The organism is Streptomyces lincolnensis (assembly GCF_001685355.1).
GTDB lineage: Bacteria > Actinomycetota > Actinomycetes > Streptomycetales > Streptomycetaceae > Streptomyces > Streptomyces lincolnensis.
This window is the reverse complement of the sequence record NZ_CP016438.1, coordinates 3161410-3174995: the sequence shown is the minus strand read 5'-3', so window position 1 is coordinate 3174995 and position 13586 is coordinate 3161410. Positions and strand designations below refer to the sequence as shown.

The 13586-nt window shown below is 71.3% G+C and carries 14 protein-coding genes; 8 read left to right on the top strand and 6 right to left on the bottom strand.

Going from position 1 to position 13586, the window contains the following annotated elements; translation table 11 throughout:
• The first annotated feature begins 4 nt into the window (after positions 1-4).
• Positions 5-688 carry a hypothetical protein gene (locus SLINC_RS14090; protein ID WP_067431751.1) on the top strand — a complete coding sequence of 228 codons (684 nt, stop codon included), beginning with the start codon at positions 5-7 and terminating at the stop codon, positions 686-688.
• Positions 689-721: 33 nt separating this feature from the next.
• Here SLINC_RS14090 and SLINC_RS14085 read toward each other — a convergent pair whose 3' ends face one another.
• Positions 722-1132: a DnaJ family domain-containing protein gene (locus tag SLINC_RS14085; RefSeq protein ID WP_067431748.1), complete on the bottom strand. Its 411-nt coding sequence runs from the start codon at positions 1130-1132 to the stop codon at positions 722-724.
• A 118-nt stretch (positions 1133-1250) separates the two neighbouring features.
• Here SLINC_RS14085 and SLINC_RS14080 point away from each other — a divergent pair, with 118 nt between their 5' ends.
• Positions 1251-1643 (top strand): hypothetical protein, encoded by a 393-nt coding sequence (locus SLINC_RS14080; RefSeq protein ID WP_067431745.1) that lies wholly within the window; start codon positions 1251-1253, stop codon positions 1641-1643.
• 28 nt (positions 1644-1671) lie between these two features.
• Here SLINC_RS14080 and SLINC_RS14075 read toward each other — a convergent pair whose 3' ends face one another.
• Positions 1672-2343, bottom strand: coding sequence for an O-methyltransferase (locus SLINC_RS14075; protein WP_067431741.1), 672 nt, complete (start codon positions 2341-2343; stop codon positions 1672-1674).
• A 290-nt stretch (positions 2344-2633) separates the two neighbouring features.
• Between SLINC_RS14075 and SLINC_RS14070 the strand changes: the two genes are divergently transcribed.
• Positions 2634-4685 carry a bifunctional glycosyltransferase 87/phosphatase PAP2 family protein gene (locus tag SLINC_RS14070; RefSeq protein ID WP_067431732.1) on the top strand — a complete coding sequence of 684 codons (2052 nt, stop codon included), beginning with the start codon at positions 2634-2636 and terminating at the stop codon, positions 4683-4685.
• Complete coding sequence (locus tag SLINC_RS14065) at positions 4648-6249, top strand: glycosyltransferase family 39 protein (protein ID WP_079164528.1); 1602 nt, start codon at positions 4648-4650, stop codon at positions 6247-6249. Before SLINC_RS14070 ends, SLINC_RS14065 begins: the two co-directional genes overlap by 38 nt.
• Before the next feature lie 64 nt (positions 6250-6313).
• Here SLINC_RS14065 and SLINC_RS14060 read toward each other — a convergent pair whose 3' ends face one another.
• Positions 6314-7549 carry a cytochrome P450 gene (locus tag SLINC_RS14060; RefSeq protein ID WP_067431727.1) on the bottom strand — a complete coding sequence of 412 codons (1236 nt, stop codon included), beginning with the start codon at positions 7547-7549 and terminating at the stop codon, positions 6314-6316.
• Positions 7550-7757: 208 nt separating this feature from the next.
• On the opposite strand from SLINC_RS14060, the gene SLINC_RS14055 reads away from it, so the two are divergent.
• Positions 7758-8927: a steroid 3-ketoacyl-CoA thiolase gene (locus SLINC_RS14055; protein ID WP_067431722.1), complete on the top strand. Its 1170-nt coding sequence runs from the start codon at positions 7758-7760 to the stop codon at positions 8925-8927.
• Here SLINC_RS14055 and SLINC_RS14050 read toward each other — a convergent pair.
• Together SLINC_RS14050 and SLINC_RS14045 are read right to left on the bottom strand one after the other, a co-directional pair.
• Positions 8911-9096 (bottom strand): DUF397 domain-containing protein, encoded by a 186-nt coding sequence (locus SLINC_RS14050; RefSeq protein WP_067431719.1) that lies wholly within the window; start codon positions 9094-9096, stop codon positions 8911-8913. The genes SLINC_RS14055 and SLINC_RS14050 overlap by 17 nt on opposite strands.
• Complete coding sequence (locus tag SLINC_RS14045; protein WP_067431716.1) at positions 9077-9904, bottom strand: helix-turn-helix domain-containing protein; 828 nt, start codon at positions 9902-9904, stop codon at positions 9077-9079. Before SLINC_RS14045 ends, SLINC_RS14050 begins: the two co-directional genes overlap by 20 nt.
• A 53-nt stretch (positions 9905-9957) precedes the next feature.
• On the opposite strand from SLINC_RS14045, the gene SLINC_RS45870 reads away from it, so the two are divergent.
• On the top strand, positions 9958-10455 hold the full coding sequence (locus SLINC_RS45870) for an ATP-binding protein (protein ID WP_079164527.1): 498 nt from the start codon (positions 9958-9960) through the stop codon (positions 10453-10455).
• Here SLINC_RS45870 and SLINC_RS14040 read toward each other — a convergent pair.
• Entirely contained in the window at positions 10369-12438 is a 2070-nt protein-coding gene (locus SLINC_RS14040) for an outer membrane protein assembly factor BamB family protein (RefSeq protein ID WP_067431714.1), read from the bottom strand. The genes SLINC_RS45870 and SLINC_RS14040 overlap by 87 nt on opposite strands.
• 146 nt (positions 12439-12584) lie before the next feature.
• Here SLINC_RS14040 and SLINC_RS14035 point away from each other — a divergent pair, with 146 nt between their 5' ends.
• Together SLINC_RS14035 and SLINC_RS14030 are read left to right on the top strand one after the other, a co-directional pair.
• On the top strand, positions 12585-12959 hold the full coding sequence (locus SLINC_RS14035) for an ArsR/SmtB family transcription factor (RefSeq protein WP_079164526.1): 375 nt from the start codon (positions 12585-12587) through the stop codon (positions 12957-12959).
• On the top strand, positions 12956-13579 hold the full coding sequence (locus SLINC_RS14030) for an SRPBCC family protein (RefSeq protein WP_067431698.1): 624 nt from the start codon (positions 12956-12958) through the stop codon (positions 13577-13579). The genes SLINC_RS14035 and SLINC_RS14030 overlap by 4 nt, the downstream gene beginning before the upstream one ends.
• The last annotated feature ends 7 nt before the right edge of the window (positions 13580-13586 follow it).

Below are 13586 nucleotides of genomic sequence, written 5' to 3'. Positions count from 1 at the left end.
GAACATGACGGACGCGACGACCGGCCCGGGCGCCGAGGGCGCCCCGCGCGACGGACGGAACAGGGGAAGGTCATCGGTCCCCGCGACACCTCCGGGCCACGACCCGGCGGTGGACCCGCCGACGGCGGTGCGCCGCGAGACGGTGCCGGAGACCGGCAGGACCGGTACGGAGACTGGCAGGACCGGTGCGGACACCGGCCCCGGACGGGGCCGTGACACGGACCGTGAGGGACCGGGCAACCTGGGTGGCGCGCCCGCCGCGGGCCGCGACAGCACCCCCGACCGGGCGGGCACGCCGGGCAGCCACGGCCCCTCCGGGACCTCCGGCGACGCGGCACCGCTCATCACCGGCTCGGACCAGAGCCACGGTTCCGAGGAGAACCGGGGCGCCCAGGGCACCCGGCTCCTGCCGCACGAGGAGTCCGACAAGCTCTCGGTGCGGCTCCAGCACGCCGTCGCCGAGTTCGTGGACGGCCCGAAGCACGCCGTGGAGGAGGCCGACCACGTGCTGGAGGAGGCCGCCGCCCGCTTCACCGAGGCGGTCACCCAGCGCCGCCGCACCCTGCGCAGGTCCTGGCAGGCCGCGGAGAGCGGCGACGGCAAGCCCGCGAGCAGCTCCGACACCGAACAGCTCCGGCTGGCCCTGCGCGACTACCGCGAGCTCACGGACCGGCTGCTGCACCTCTGAACAGAACCAACAGAACCAACAGAACCAACCGAGCTACCCGGCCGCCGCCCGGCCCTCCCGCCACCGGCCTACGACCTCTTCGACGTCGTACGGCTTCATTCCCAGCGGGGGGCCGGGCGGCGGCTTGAACATGACCTCGCGGATCTTGACGTTGACGTCCTCGATCAGCTTGCGGACGATCCGCTCGGTGGGTGCCCGCAGGGCCGCCGCGAGGGTGTCCTCGGCCTCCTTGCGCAGGGCGAGGGTCGGCGGCAGGACGGACAGGCCCTCGCGGGCCATCTTCCGCTTGATCCACCACAGTTCGTCGTACGTCGTGTCGGAGCCGTCGGGCAACGGCTTGCCCGCGCCGGGAAGTTCGGCGAACTCACCGCGGCTCTCGGCATCGCGGATCTGTTTGTCGACCCAGGACTCGAACGGAACTCCGGGAGGCTTTCGCTCGGTCATGAGCCCATTGTGCCGGACGTGCCGGGGCCGGGCGATTTATCATGCGGCGGCTGTGTAGGACGTTGCTGTACGGGCGGCAGGACGCCGCCGTACCAGCACACTTCAGAAGGAGCGCCACGTGCTCGAACTCACCATGGCCGCCGTCTCCGCGGCGGAGGAGGGTGCCACGGCCGGCATGCTCATGGCCGACGCGCCCAGCGAGCCGGGTGCCCTGTTGCGGGTCGGCCGCGACAGGTCCGTGTGCCGGCTGGCGACGCCCGACGACTGGCTGTTCGTCTCCCGCGTCCACCTGGAGTTCCTCTGCGGCCCCGAGGGCACCTGGCAGGTGACCTGGCTCCAGGGCTCCCAGCCCGACCCGTCCTCCGAAGTCCGCCTCACCGTAGGCGAGTACGCCCAGCCCCTCTCCTACGGCGGCACCGTGCCGCTGCCCCGAGGCGGCAGCGGGGAGATCGTCATCCACGACCGCACCGCCCCGCGCAGCGTCAACGTCGGCTTCTACCACGAGGCATAGGGCCCGCCCGGCGGCCACGTGACCACCGTCACGCGAGCACCCGCGCCAGGGCGAACCCGTCGTAGCCCTTGCCGCCCACCGTCTGGATCGCCGTGCCGCTCAACCTCGGGTGGCCGCCGATGAGTTCGATGGCGGTGCGGGTGCCCCGGACGTCCGGGGCGGTGCTGGTGGCGTCGGCCACGCGCCCGCCCCGGACGACGTTGTCGACGACGATCAGACTGCCCTCGCGGGTGAGCTTGAGCGCCCACTCGACGTAGTGCGGGTTGTTGCCCTTGTCGGCGTCGATGAACACCAGGTCGAAGGGGGCCGGGTTCTCGTCGGCCAGCTTGGGCAGCGACTCCAGCGCCGGGCCCACCCGCACCTCGACCACCTGCTCCAGGCCGGCCCGCGCGATGTTGCGGGTGGCCACCTCGGCGTGCCGGGGGTCGTACTCCAGGGAGACCAGGCGGCCGTCGGCGGGCAGCGCGCGGGCCAGCCAGATGGTGCTGTAACCGCCGAGCGTGCCCAGCTCCAGGATGTTCCGGGCCCCCTGGATCTGGGCCAGCAGCTGGAGCAGCTTGCCCTGCGGCGCCGTGATGGCGATGGACGGAAGCCCGGCACCCTCACTGTCCCGCACGGCCGCGTCCAGGACGTCGTCGTGGGGTGCGAGCTGGGTGGTGAAGTAGTCGTCGACGTCGTCCCAGAGCCGCGAGTCGCTCATACGCCTGTACCTTTACCCTTCGTCTGCCTATTTAGATTTGCTAACTAGCTCTCCTGGCGAATGGTAGTCGCGCCCGGACGCCCAGTCAGCATGTGATCCATGTCGCGACCGGCGGAAGCGGCTGAACCTTTCGCGCACTATCGTCATCCGGACAAAAGGAGGAAGGACGTCAGGTGAAGCCCGGGTTGCCTGCGTCTCCCTCCCAGGGGGCGGTGCGGGCCTCATAGGGTTCGCATGGGACACCGGCGCATGGGGCGCGTGGGACGGACGGGGCGGGAGGCCTGCGAGGCGTGGCGAATGCGGAGCACAGCGGACGACCGGCGGAAGCTTTCGGAGCGACGGCCGTCGGCACGACCCAGGCACGCCTGCGCGCCGCACGGCTCGGCCTGTGGCTGATCGCGACCCTGCTCGCGGTCCGACAGGTGGCCGTCGTCCTCGGTACACCCCGGGGTGAGCGGCTGACGGATCTGGAGACCTGGGTCGGCCAGAACGGCGTCCTGCACGTCAACGGTTCGCTCTACGACTCGACGCGCTTCACCGGCACGCCGTTCGCCGGACTCGTCCTGAAACCCCTGACCCGGACCGCCGAGCAGGCCCTCGGCTGGGGCTGGACCTTCGGCACCCTCCTGCTGGTCGTCGGCCTCGGCCTGGTCGCCGCCCGCGCGCTGCCCCAGCCGGTCAGCAGACGGACCTCACTGCTCGCCGCGCCGGTCGCGATCAGCCTGCTCATGCTGTCGCTGCCGGTGCGCAACACGCTCTATCTCGGCCAGACCAGCATCATCCCGGTCCTGCTGGTGCTCCTCGGCTGCTTCGCCGTGCGCGGCCAGCGGGCCAGCGGCCTGCTCATCGGCGTCGCCGCGGCCCTCCAGCCCACCGTGCTGCTCTTCGCCCCGCTGCTGTGGTTCACCGGCCGCCGCAAGGCCGCCCTGGCCACGGGGGCCACGTTCCTCGCGTGCACCGCGATCGCCTGGGCCGCGATGGCCCACGACTCGTACACGTACTGGGTGCACCACATGGCCGGCACCGGCCTGGGCGGCAAGGCCGACGACCTCGCCAACCAGTCCCTGCACGGCGCCCTGCTCCGGTTCGGCCTGTCCGGCCCGCTGGAGATCGCCCTCTTCCTGCTGCTCGGCGCGGCCGTCGCCTACCTGGGCCTGCGCCGCGCCGTGCGCTACGCCCGCGACGGACAGCTCCTGCTCGCCGTGGCCATCACCGGCTGCGCCGCGATCGCCGTCTCGCCCACCACCTGGCAGCACCAGCTGCTGTGGGTGCTGCTCGCCGTCGTCGGCCGGGTCGGCAAGCGGGCCGCCGACCGGGTGCTGTGGCCGGTCGCCGTCGTCCTGGTGATGACGCTGCCCGCGAAGATGATGCTGCCGAACAACCCCGCGCTGTACACCCTGCGGGACAACGTGGTGCTGCTGGCCGCCCTGTCCGCCGCCACGTTCGTGCCCTTCCTGTCGCGCACCTCGCCGTACTACCGCTCACCCGTCCCGACCGAGTACGCGCCGCCGGTCACCTCCCGCTTCAGACACGTCCCGCTCCTGCCGTTCCTGCGCCGGGCGCTCACCCGCCCGAACCTGCTGCTGGAACTGCTGCTCATCCGTGTCGTCTACGCCGCCTACGGCCAGGTCCGGGTCGCGGTCACCGCCGACCGGGCCACCGCCGAGCACCACGGACGCGAGATCCACTCGATCGAGAAGTGGCTGTCGATCGACATCGAGCACTGGGCCAACCACGCCGTCGTGAAGGTGGACTGGCTGCGGAGCTTCTTCGACTTCTACTACGCCTCCTTCCACTTCGTCGTCCCGCTCACGGTCCTCGCCGTGCTCTACGTCCGCCGCCCGACGGACTACCGCTGGGCCCGCTCCGCGCTGGGCCTCGCCACCATCCTCGGCCTGCTCGGATTCTGGCTGTACCCGCTCGCGCCGCCGCGCCTGATGCCCGGCCTGGGCTTCATCGACACCGTGCACGGCGTCCAGGACTTCTCCAAGCCGGACTACGGCGTGATGACCGAGGTCACCAACCAGTACGCGGCGATGCCCTCCCTGCACTTCGGCTGGTCCCTGTGGTGCGGCATCGTGATCGCGGTCCTGGCGCCCAAGTGGTGGATGAAGGCCCTCGGGCTGCTGCACCCCCTGTTCACCGTCACGGCGATCGTCGTGACCGCCAACCACTGGGTCCTGGACGCGGCGGGCGGCGCCGCCGTGGTCGGCGCGGGCTTCGGCCTCACGTATCTGCTGATGGGCCCGCGCGTGTCCGTGGCGAGCGCCCTCACGAAGGAGCCCTTGCCGGAGGACGCCGAGGATGCGCGGACCGACAGAGCGCCCTCGGCGGGCCACTGAAGCCGACGACGGGGACGACGGGGACAACGGGGACGACGAGGACCTGGTGAGCAGAGGACACTTCGAGAGCGTCGCGGAGCGGGACGCTCTCCGGGGCGACGGCGGCCTGCGCTCCGACGCACCCGCCGGGCCCGGGCGGGGCGGGAGCCGGACGGGACGGGCACTGCCGGTCGCCGTCCCGGCCGCCATCGCCCTGGCCCTCGGCCTGTGGGGCATCGGCCGGCACGACAGCATGTGGCGCGACGAGTCGGTCACCTACCAGGTGGCCCACCGCTCCCTCGGCGACATCTGGGGCCTGCTGCACCACATCGACGCCGTGCACGGCCTGTACTACCTCCTCATGCACACCGTGTTCGGCGTCTGGGACGGCGGCCTGACCGCCCTGCGCCTGCCCTCCGTGGCGGCGACCGTCCTGGCGGCGGCCGCGGTCGGCGCGATCGGCGCCCGCCTCGCCGGCCCCCGCACCGGCACCCTCGCCGGCCTGGTCTTCGCCCTGCTGCCGATCACGCAGATGTACGCCCAGGAGGGCCGCTCCTACGCCCTGGTCACCGCCGGGGTGACCTGGGCGACGTACTTCTTCGTCCGCGCCACCGACACACCCCGCCCGCGCTGGTGGACGGCGTACGCCCTCACCCTCGGACTCGCCTGCTGGCTGCACGAGTTCGCGGCCCTCGCCCTCGTGGCGCACGGCGTGACGCTGTGGTGGTCCAAGGCGCCGCGCCCGGTGTGGCGGAGCTGGGGGATCGCGGCGGCCTGCGTGACGGCGGGCGTGGCACCGCTGGCCGTGGTGAGCGCGGGACAGGCGCAGGCGCAGCTGGGCTGGCTCGGCCGCCCGAGCCTGGGCATGTGGCTCCAGTTCCTGGCCGTGGCGGTCGTGGGCGCGCTGCTGTGCCGCCTCCTCGTGCGTGCTGGTTCGGCCGAGGCGGGTGCGGGCGCCCTGACCCGCCTGGCGCTGCCGCTGCTGGTCGCCCCGACCGGCCTGCTCATGCTGGTCTCGCTGGTCAAGCCGTGGTACGTCGACCGCTACGTGCTGTACACCATGGCGGGCCTGGCCCTGCCGGCCGGGGCGGCCCTGTCCCGGCTGATCACCTCGCGCAGGCTCTGGGCGGGCCTGTCGATCGCGGCGGCGGTGGCCGTCCTCGTGCCGTGGTCCCTCCTGGTCCGCTCACCGGAGAGCCGCAAGGACGACGTCGTGGCGATCGCCCACGCCGTCCAGCGCACCGCCCACCCGGGCGACGGCGTCCTGTTCATGCCGTCCCGCCGCCGTGAGTGGCTGCTCTCCTACCCCCGGGTGTACGACCGCCTGGACGACCTGGCCCTGGCCGAGTCCCCGACAGCCTCCCGCACCCTCCAGGGCACGGAACTCCCGACGGCCGGGATCCGCCGCCACATCCTCGCGGCGGATCGCGTCATCGCCCTCATGGACCCCCAGGGCCAGCCGCTCGACCCCTTCCCGCAGGAGGAGGTCAAACGGCAGCTCCTGAAGCGGCACTTCGAGGAGTGCGACCGCGTTCAGGAGCGCGGCGCGCAAATCGTGGTGTACGCCAAACCAGGGGCCTGCTAGACCCCCTCAGGGGCGCGGGGAACTGCGCGACCAGCCCCCGCGAAGCCGCAGACAACCGACTACGTCATCCCGCCCGGACCCGAAGCTCCTTCACCCCGTTGATCCAAGCGGAGCGCAGTCGCCGGGGATCCGCCACCGCCTTCAGGTCGGGCATCGCGTCGGCGACCGCGTTGAAGATGAGGTCGATCTCCAGTACGGCCAGTGACTTGCCCAGGCAGTAGTGCGGCCCTCCGCCGCCGAACCCCAGGTGGGGATTGGGGTCCCGGGTGATGTCGAAGGTGTCCGGGTTCTCGAAGACCTCGGGGTCGTGATTGGCGGCGGCGTAGAACAGCCCGAGCCGGTCCCCCTTCTTGATCTGCTTGCCTCCGAGTTCGGTGTCCTGCGTGGCGGTCCGCTGGAAGGAGTTGACGGGGGTGGCCCACCGCACGATCTCCTCCGCGGCGGTGACCGGCCGCTCCCGCTTGTACAGCTCCCACTGCCCGGGCTCGGTGAGGAACGCGTGCATGCCGTGGGTGATGGCGTTGCGGGTGGTCTCGTTGCCGGCGACGGCCAGCATCAGCACGAAGAACCCGAACTCGTCCGAGGCGAGATTGCCCTCGTCCTCGGCCGAGACCAGCGTCGTCACGATGTCCTTCGCGGGGCACTCCTTGCGGTCCGCGGCCATGTTCATGGCGTACGCGATGAGTTCGGTGGCCGACTCCGCGCCGACCTCCTCGGTGATCGCGTACTCCGGATCGTCGTACGAGATCATCTTGTTGGACCAGTCGAAGATCTTGGCCCGGTCGTCCTGCGGGATGCCGATCAGCTCCGCGATGGCCTGGAGGGGCAGTTCGCAGGCGACCTCGGCGACGAAGTCGAAGGAGCCGGTGCGGGCGCGGGCGTTCGCGGCGATGGCGAGGGCGCGCGAGCGGAGGTTGTCCTCCAGGGCGCGGATGGCCCTCGGGGTGAACACCCGCTGCACGATCTGGCGGACCCGGGTGTGCTCCGGCGGATCCATGTTGAGCAGGATCAGCCGCTGCGCGTCGATGGCGTCCCGCTCGATGTGCTCGTTGAAGCGGATGATCGCCGTGTTGAGGTACGACGAGAACAGCTCCGGGTGGGTGGAGACGTACTTGACGTCGGCGTGCCGGGTGACCGCCCAGTACCCCTCGTCCTCGAAACCGGCGAGGTTGGACGGCTGGGGGATCCAGCACACCGGTTCCGCCCGGCGCACTTCGGCGAGCTCCGCCAGCGGCACATGGTGTTGCAGCAGATCGGGATCGGTGAAGTCGAACCCCTCGGGGAGAGCTGGACACGGCATGGGCGACTCACTCCAGCTTTTTCTGACGATCCATCAGGAACAGAGCTGCGGTGAAGGTAGTAACGGGTTCTATAAGTAGCAAGGGGCGTGGCCCGTCGAATTGCCTGCACGCCCCTTGCGGTTGTGGGGGCCCGGTCACCAGACTGCAAACAGAACTAGAACACGTACTAGTTCGAAGAGATCCGTTCGGAGGAGAGGACCCGCACCCATGGCCGCCGAACCCGTGATCGTCGAAGCCGTACGTACTCCCATCGGCAGGCGCGGCGGCGCGCTCGCCAATCTGCATCCCGCCTACCTCCTGGGCGAGACCTACCGTGAACTCCTCGGCCGCACCGGCATCCCCGCCGACTGCGTCGAACAGATCGTCGGCGGCACGGTCACCCACGCCGGCGAGCAGTCCATGAACCCCGCCCGCACGGCCTGGCTGACCGTCGGCCTGCCCTACGAGACCGCCGCGACGACGGTCGACGCGCAGTGCGGTTCCTCCCAGCAGGCCTCGCACATGGTCGCCAACATGGTCGCCGCGGGCGTGATCGACGTCGGCATCTCCTGCGGTGTCGAGTCGATGTCCCGGGTGCCGCTGGGCTCGGGGTCGAAGCACGGTCCCGGCAAGCCGTTCCCCGACGAGTGGAACGTCGACCTGCCCAACCAGTTCGAGGCGGCGGAACGGATCGCCCGGCACCGGGGACTCACACGCGAGAACGTCGACTCGCTGGGGCTGATCTCCCAGGAACGGGCCGCCGTCGCCTGGGCGGAGGAGCGGTTCAAGAAGGAGACCTTCGCCGTCCAGGTGCCGACCACCGAGGACGAACAGCGGGCCGGACAGGGCATGTGGCGCCTGGTCGACCGCGACGAGGGCCTGCGTGACACCTCGATGGAGGCCCTGGCGGGGCTGAAGCCGGTCATGCCGACCGCCGTCCACACGGCGGGCAACTCGTCCCAGATCAGCGACGGTTCCGCCGCGATCATGTGGGCGTCGAAACGGATGGCCCGCGCGCTGAAGCTACGCCCCCGGGCGCGGATCGTCGCCCAGGCGCTGGTCGGAGCCGACCCGCACTTCCACCTCGACGGCCCGATCGACGCGACGCGGGCGGTGCTGGGGAAGGCGGGAATGTCGTTGAAGGACATCGACCTCGTGGAGATCAACGAGGCGTTCGCGTCCGTGGTGCTCAGCTGGGCCCAGGTCTTCGAACAGGACCTGGAGAAGGTCAACGTCAACGGCGGCGCCATCGCGCTCGGACACCCGGTGGGAGCCACCGGGGCCCGGCTCATCACGACGGCACTGCACGAACTGGAGCGGGCGGACAAGGAGTTCGCCCTGATCACCATGTGCGCGGGCGGCGGCTTGGCCACCGGCACGATCATTCAGCGGTTGTAGAGGCCCAGTTCACGAAGGTGGTGAAGCTGGCGGGGTCGAGGGTGAGGATCGGCCCCGCCGGGGTCTTTGAGTCGCGGACGGCTACGGTGCCCTCCGGGAAATCGGCGATCTCGACGCAGTTGCCGCCCTGGTCGCCGCTGTAGCTGCTCTTACGCCACTTGCTCTCCATAGCGGTCCTCCATCACGTGCCGGATCAAATCCGCCGAGTCTTTGAGGGAGAGCGCGGCGGCTTGAAGATGATCGTAACGGAGCGAACAGTCCTTGACGGTGTCCGGGTTCGCGGTCGGATGTCCACTACCGTACCCCTCGGTGTAGACGATGGTCGGATCGCTGGCGAAGCGGTAGAGGCCGAACGAGCCCTGTAGTCCGGCGTGTGCTCCGGCGGAGAACGGCAGCACCTGGATGTTGATCCGGTGCTCCTCCTCGAAGGTCAACAGGTGGGCCAGTTGACCTCGCATGGTCGCGCGGCCGCCGAGTTCCTGGTACAGCGCGCCTTCGCTGATCACCGCCCAGAAGACCGGGGGTTGCTCCTTCTCGAAGATGCTCTGGCGGGCCAGTCGGACGGCGGTGCGGTCGTCAAGGTTGTGCCGATCCAGTGTGCCGAGCACAGCGCGGGCGTACTCCTTGGTCTGAAGGAGGCCGTGGATCATGTGCGTCTCAAAGGAGTAGATCCCCGTGGCCCTTGCCTGAAGTTCCGCCACCCGCTGGAACCATGCCGGAAGTTGGCTCCGCAACACCAGCTCCACCAACCGGGACAGCAACCCGTCCGACCCCAGCGCCGCGTCCGCCCGCTCGCTGAACTCCGGGGTCGGGACCTTCCGGGCCGTCTCGATCTGGCCGACCAGGGAGCCCGTGTAGTTGAGGATGTCGCCGAGCTGTTTCTGCGTCAGGCCGGAGGCTTCCCGCAGCCTCCGCAACTCGTAGCCGTAGTAGTCGAGCGGCGAGGCGCCCGGGTCAAGGACGTTGATGTGTGTCACGAACGGCCCTCACTCCAGAACGGGTTGTATTCGACGTGTAGCCCACGGTAGTCATGCGAGGTCACGCTCGTCCCGTGAACGCATACATTCCCCAGTACCGCCTGACCCTCACGGCGGGTGCGCACTCGGCCCGCCACATCCGCCGGATCGTCCGGTCGCTGCTGGACGAGTGGGCGCTGCCGGAGCTGTCCGACGCCGTGGAGCTGGGCGTCACGGAGCTGGTCGCCAATGTCGTACGGCATGTTCCGGACCGGAGATGCGCGCTGCTGGTGCTGCGGCTGGGGGCCGGGGTCCGGGTGGAGGTGGCCGACGGCTCGCCCGAACCGCCGTACCCGTCGGGGGAGTTCGCGCCGGACGGCGAGGGTGGGCGCGGGCTTCTGCTGCTGGAGGCGGTGGTGGACAAGTGGGGGGTGGGGTCGCGGCCGGGCGGGGGGAAGACGGTGTGGTTCGAGTGCCTCGTTCCGTCAGGCCGTCAGGTTGACCGCGGCGATGCCCTGTTCCGTGGTCACGTACACGTAGCGGGCGCCGGCCACGGGCCGGGCGGTCGGTGAGACCGGCAGGCCGGGGAAGGTCAGGACCCGTGCGCGTCGGCCGTCGGGTTCCAGCAGGTACAGCGTCCGGCCGAGGAGGGCGTGGACGAGGTCCCCGTTCACCGTGGGGGCGCTGTACTCCTCCGGGTCGCCGGAGGCCCGGAACTCCCAGGCGGTGGAGCCGTCGTCCGGGTCGAGGGCCACGAGTGCCCCCTCGGCCGTGGTGACGGCCAGGCCCTGGAAGGCGACGAACGGGTTGGCGTGCCCCAGGCCGGTGTGCGTGGCGCCCCACAGGACGCCATTGCCGTCGGCGCTGAACCCGAGCACGGAGTCGGCGCCGGAGGTTCCGGCGGTTCCGGAGGTTCCGGCGACGAGGGTCCCGCCGAGGAGCGCGGGGCGACCGACGGGAGCGCCCACGTGGAAGGCCCACAGCTGTGTCCCGTCGTAGGCGTCCAGGGCGGTCAGGGACGTGCGGGTGCTCACGTAGACCACGTCGCCCGCCACCACCGGCTCGGCGGTGAGCGGATCCGGTGTGCGGGCGTCCCAGGCCAGGGTTCCGTCGCCCTGGTAGGCACGGACCGAGCCCGTGGCCGAGGAGGCGCGGGTGGACACGAGCACCAGCCCGTCGGCGTCCACGAGCACGGAGGCGTACGGCTCCTTGTCGAAGGCGCGCTCCCAGCGCACGCGGCCCCGCGGATCCACCGCGCACAGTCTGCGGCCGGACCGGGCCACGCAGCAGGCCCCCTCGGGCAGCGCGACGGGCGGTCCCACCACACCCCCCAGCTCCGTCTTCCAGCGCTCGGTACCGGCACCCCCCACGGCCACGGCGTGCAGCGCCCCGTCCAGGCCGCCGGCGTAGACCATGTCGCCGTAGAGCGACAGCGCGACGCTCGGGCCCGCGCTCGGGCCCGCCACGGCGCCGCCCGTGTCGTAGGTCCAGGCGATGACGGCGCGCTCCGGTGGCGCCAGGGGTGAGGGCGGGGGAGGGGCGCTGCCGTCGATGGTGTGGTCGGGGTCGTCTGCGTCCTTGGCGCCGTCCTCGGTGTCCCGGTCCCGCAGCCAGAGCCAGCCGCCCGTCCCGGCCCCGGCGGCGAGCAGCGCCCCGGCCCCGACCCCCAGCAGCAGCCGGCGCCGGGAGGGCGGCTCGGCCGTCTCGTCTTCGTTCTCGTCCACGAGTGTGGGCGAGACCAGGTGCTCCACCCGGCACGGCCACCCTTCGGAGTCGTGCTCCGGAAGCCAACGCTCGTCCTCCTCGACGGGCCCGGTGCCGGTGACACCGCCGGGGCGGCCGGTGGTGGCGGTGGCCGTGTACCAGCCCGCTCGCAGTCCCTCGCGCAGCGACCACGCGGTGTGTCCGGTCGCCGCGATCACCTGTCCGGGGGCGGGCCGTCGCGCCGGGTCCTCCCGCAGGCAGGACCCGACCAGCCCTCGGAGGCTCTCCGGTACGGCGGACAGGTCGCCTCCGGAGGCGTGGACGAGGACCTCGCCCAGGGCGAACACATCGCCGGGCGGGTCGACGCCCGTGCCGAAGCAGGTACCGAAACCGACGAGGCGGGGTCCGTCGGCCGCGAGCAGGATGGTGGACGGCTTCACCTCCCCGTGGACCAGGCCCTGGGCGTGGATCGCGGCCAGCGCCTGGCCCACCGCGGCGGCCAGCAGCCGTAGCGCGTGCTCGGGCAGCGGACCGTGGTCGAGGACGGCGTCGCGCAGGTTCGGCCCGTCGACGAACTCCATGGCCACCCATGGCCGTTCGCCCTCCGTGTCGGCGTCCACGATCCGGGCGACATACGTCCCGGGCCCGCCGACGCTCCACGCGGCCCGGACCTCCTGGCGGAACCGGGCGCGGAAGGTCGGGTCGTCCTCGGTGCGCGCCACCTTTACGGTCAGCCGCAGGCCGGTGGGGGCCTCGGCGAGATAGACCTCGTCCGTCCCGTCGGCGCCGAGCCTGGCCAGGACCGTGTACGGCCCGATGCGCCGGGGGTCGGTTCCACGCAGCGCCTGCACTCCGAACTCCCCCTGTCCGTCCGTGCGGTTCGTTCCTGGGGTGCGTACGTTCGTCGAAAGGAGCGTATCCGCCGGATATGAGCCGAGGCAGCCCTCCGTTTATTAAGCCTTGCCTTATATAAGCGACCGATGGCATAGTCGGTCCCGTGCACGCCTTCGACGTTCTGGGGGATCCGGTCAGGCGCCGGATCCTGGAGCTGCTCGCCTCCGGTGAGCGGGCCTCGGGTGACATAACAGCTGTCGTCCGGGAGGAGTTCGGGATCTCGCAGCCGGCCGTGTCGCAGCATCTGCGGGTGCTGCGGGAGAGCGGGTTCGCGTCCGTGCGGGCGGAGGGGACCCGGCGGCTGTACGCCGTCGAGGCCGAACCGCTGCGGGAGGTGGACGCCTGGCTGGAGCGGTTCCGCGGGTTCTGGGAGCAGCGCCTCGACGCGCTCGGCACGGAGCTCGCGCGAGGGAAGCGTCAGCGCAGGCTGGATCAGGGGCAGGGTCGGGAAAACGACAGAGGAAGTGAGCGGGAATGAGTGACATCGTCGACGAGATCAACCGCATGCACCGGGAGACCGGCACCCGGCAGGTCGCGTCGGGGCAGGCCCGGTCGCTGCTGATGCGGCGCACCTACGACGCCGAGGTCGCCGACGTGTGGGACGCGGTGACCTCGCCCGAGCGGATCGGCCGATGGTTCCTGCCGGTCAGCGGGGAGCTCAAGGTCGGCGGCCGGTACCAGCTGGAAGGGAACGCGGGGGGCGAGATCCTCGCCTGCGAGGCGCCCACGCTGCTGCGGGTGAGCTGGCTGTTCGGCCCCGACCCCGGCTTCAGCGAGGTCGAGCTGCGGCTCGCGCCGGACGGCGAGGAGCGGACCGTGTTCGAGCTGGAGCACGTGGCCGTCGTACCGGAGGAGTTCTGGGGTCAGTTCGGCGCGGGCGCGACCGGTGTCGGCTGGGACCTCGGCCTGGTCTCGCTCGGCCGGCACCTGCGGGGCGAGGACATCGACCCCTCGACGTGGGAGGGCAGCCCCGACGCCCTGGTGGGGGCGGAACACAGCGCCCGTGCCTGGGGCGAGGCGTCCCTCGCCGCGGGCGATCCGGCCGACGAGGTCGCCGCCCAGGTCGCCGCGACGACGAAGTTCTACACGACGGGCTGAGGTTCGT

What these genes read in the sequence shown, in the direction of transcription:
- SLINC_RS14090 (WP_067431751.1), top strand. Translation starts at nt 5, where the DNA reads ATGACGGACGCGACGACCGGCCCGGGCGCCGAGGGCGCCCCGCGCGAC.
- SLINC_RS14085 (WP_067431748.1), bottom strand. Translation starts at nt 1,132, where the DNA reads ATGACCGAGCGAAAGCCTCCCGGAGTTCCGTTCGAGTCCTGGGTCGAC.
- SLINC_RS14075 (WP_067431741.1), bottom strand. Translation starts at nt 2,343, where the DNA reads ATGAGCGACTCGCGGCTCTGGGACGACGTCGACGACTACTTCACCACC.
- SLINC_RS14065 (WP_079164528.1), top strand. Translation starts at nt 4,648, where the DNA reads ATGCGCGGACCGACAGAGCGCCCTCGGCGGGCCACTGAAGCCGACGAC.
- SLINC_RS14060 (WP_067431727.1), bottom strand. Translation starts at nt 7,549, where the DNA reads ATGCCGTGTCCAGCTCTCCCCGAGGGGTTCGACTTCACCGATCCCGAT.
- SLINC_RS14055 (WP_067431722.1), top strand. Translation starts at nt 7,758, where the DNA reads ATGGCCGCCGAACCCGTGATCGTCGAAGCCGTACGTACTCCCATCGGC.
- SLINC_RS14050 (WP_067431719.1), bottom strand. Translation starts at nt 9,096, where the DNA reads ATGGAGAGCAAGTGGCGTAAGAGCAGCTACAGCGGCGACCAGGGCGGC.
- SLINC_RS45870 (WP_079164527.1), top strand. Translation starts at nt 9,958, where the DNA reads ATGCGAGGTCACGCTCGTCCCGTGAACGCATACATTCCCCAGTACCGC.
- SLINC_RS14030 (WP_067431698.1), top strand. Translation starts at nt 12,956, where the DNA reads ATGAGTGACATCGTCGACGAGATCAACCGCATGCACCGGGAGACCGGC.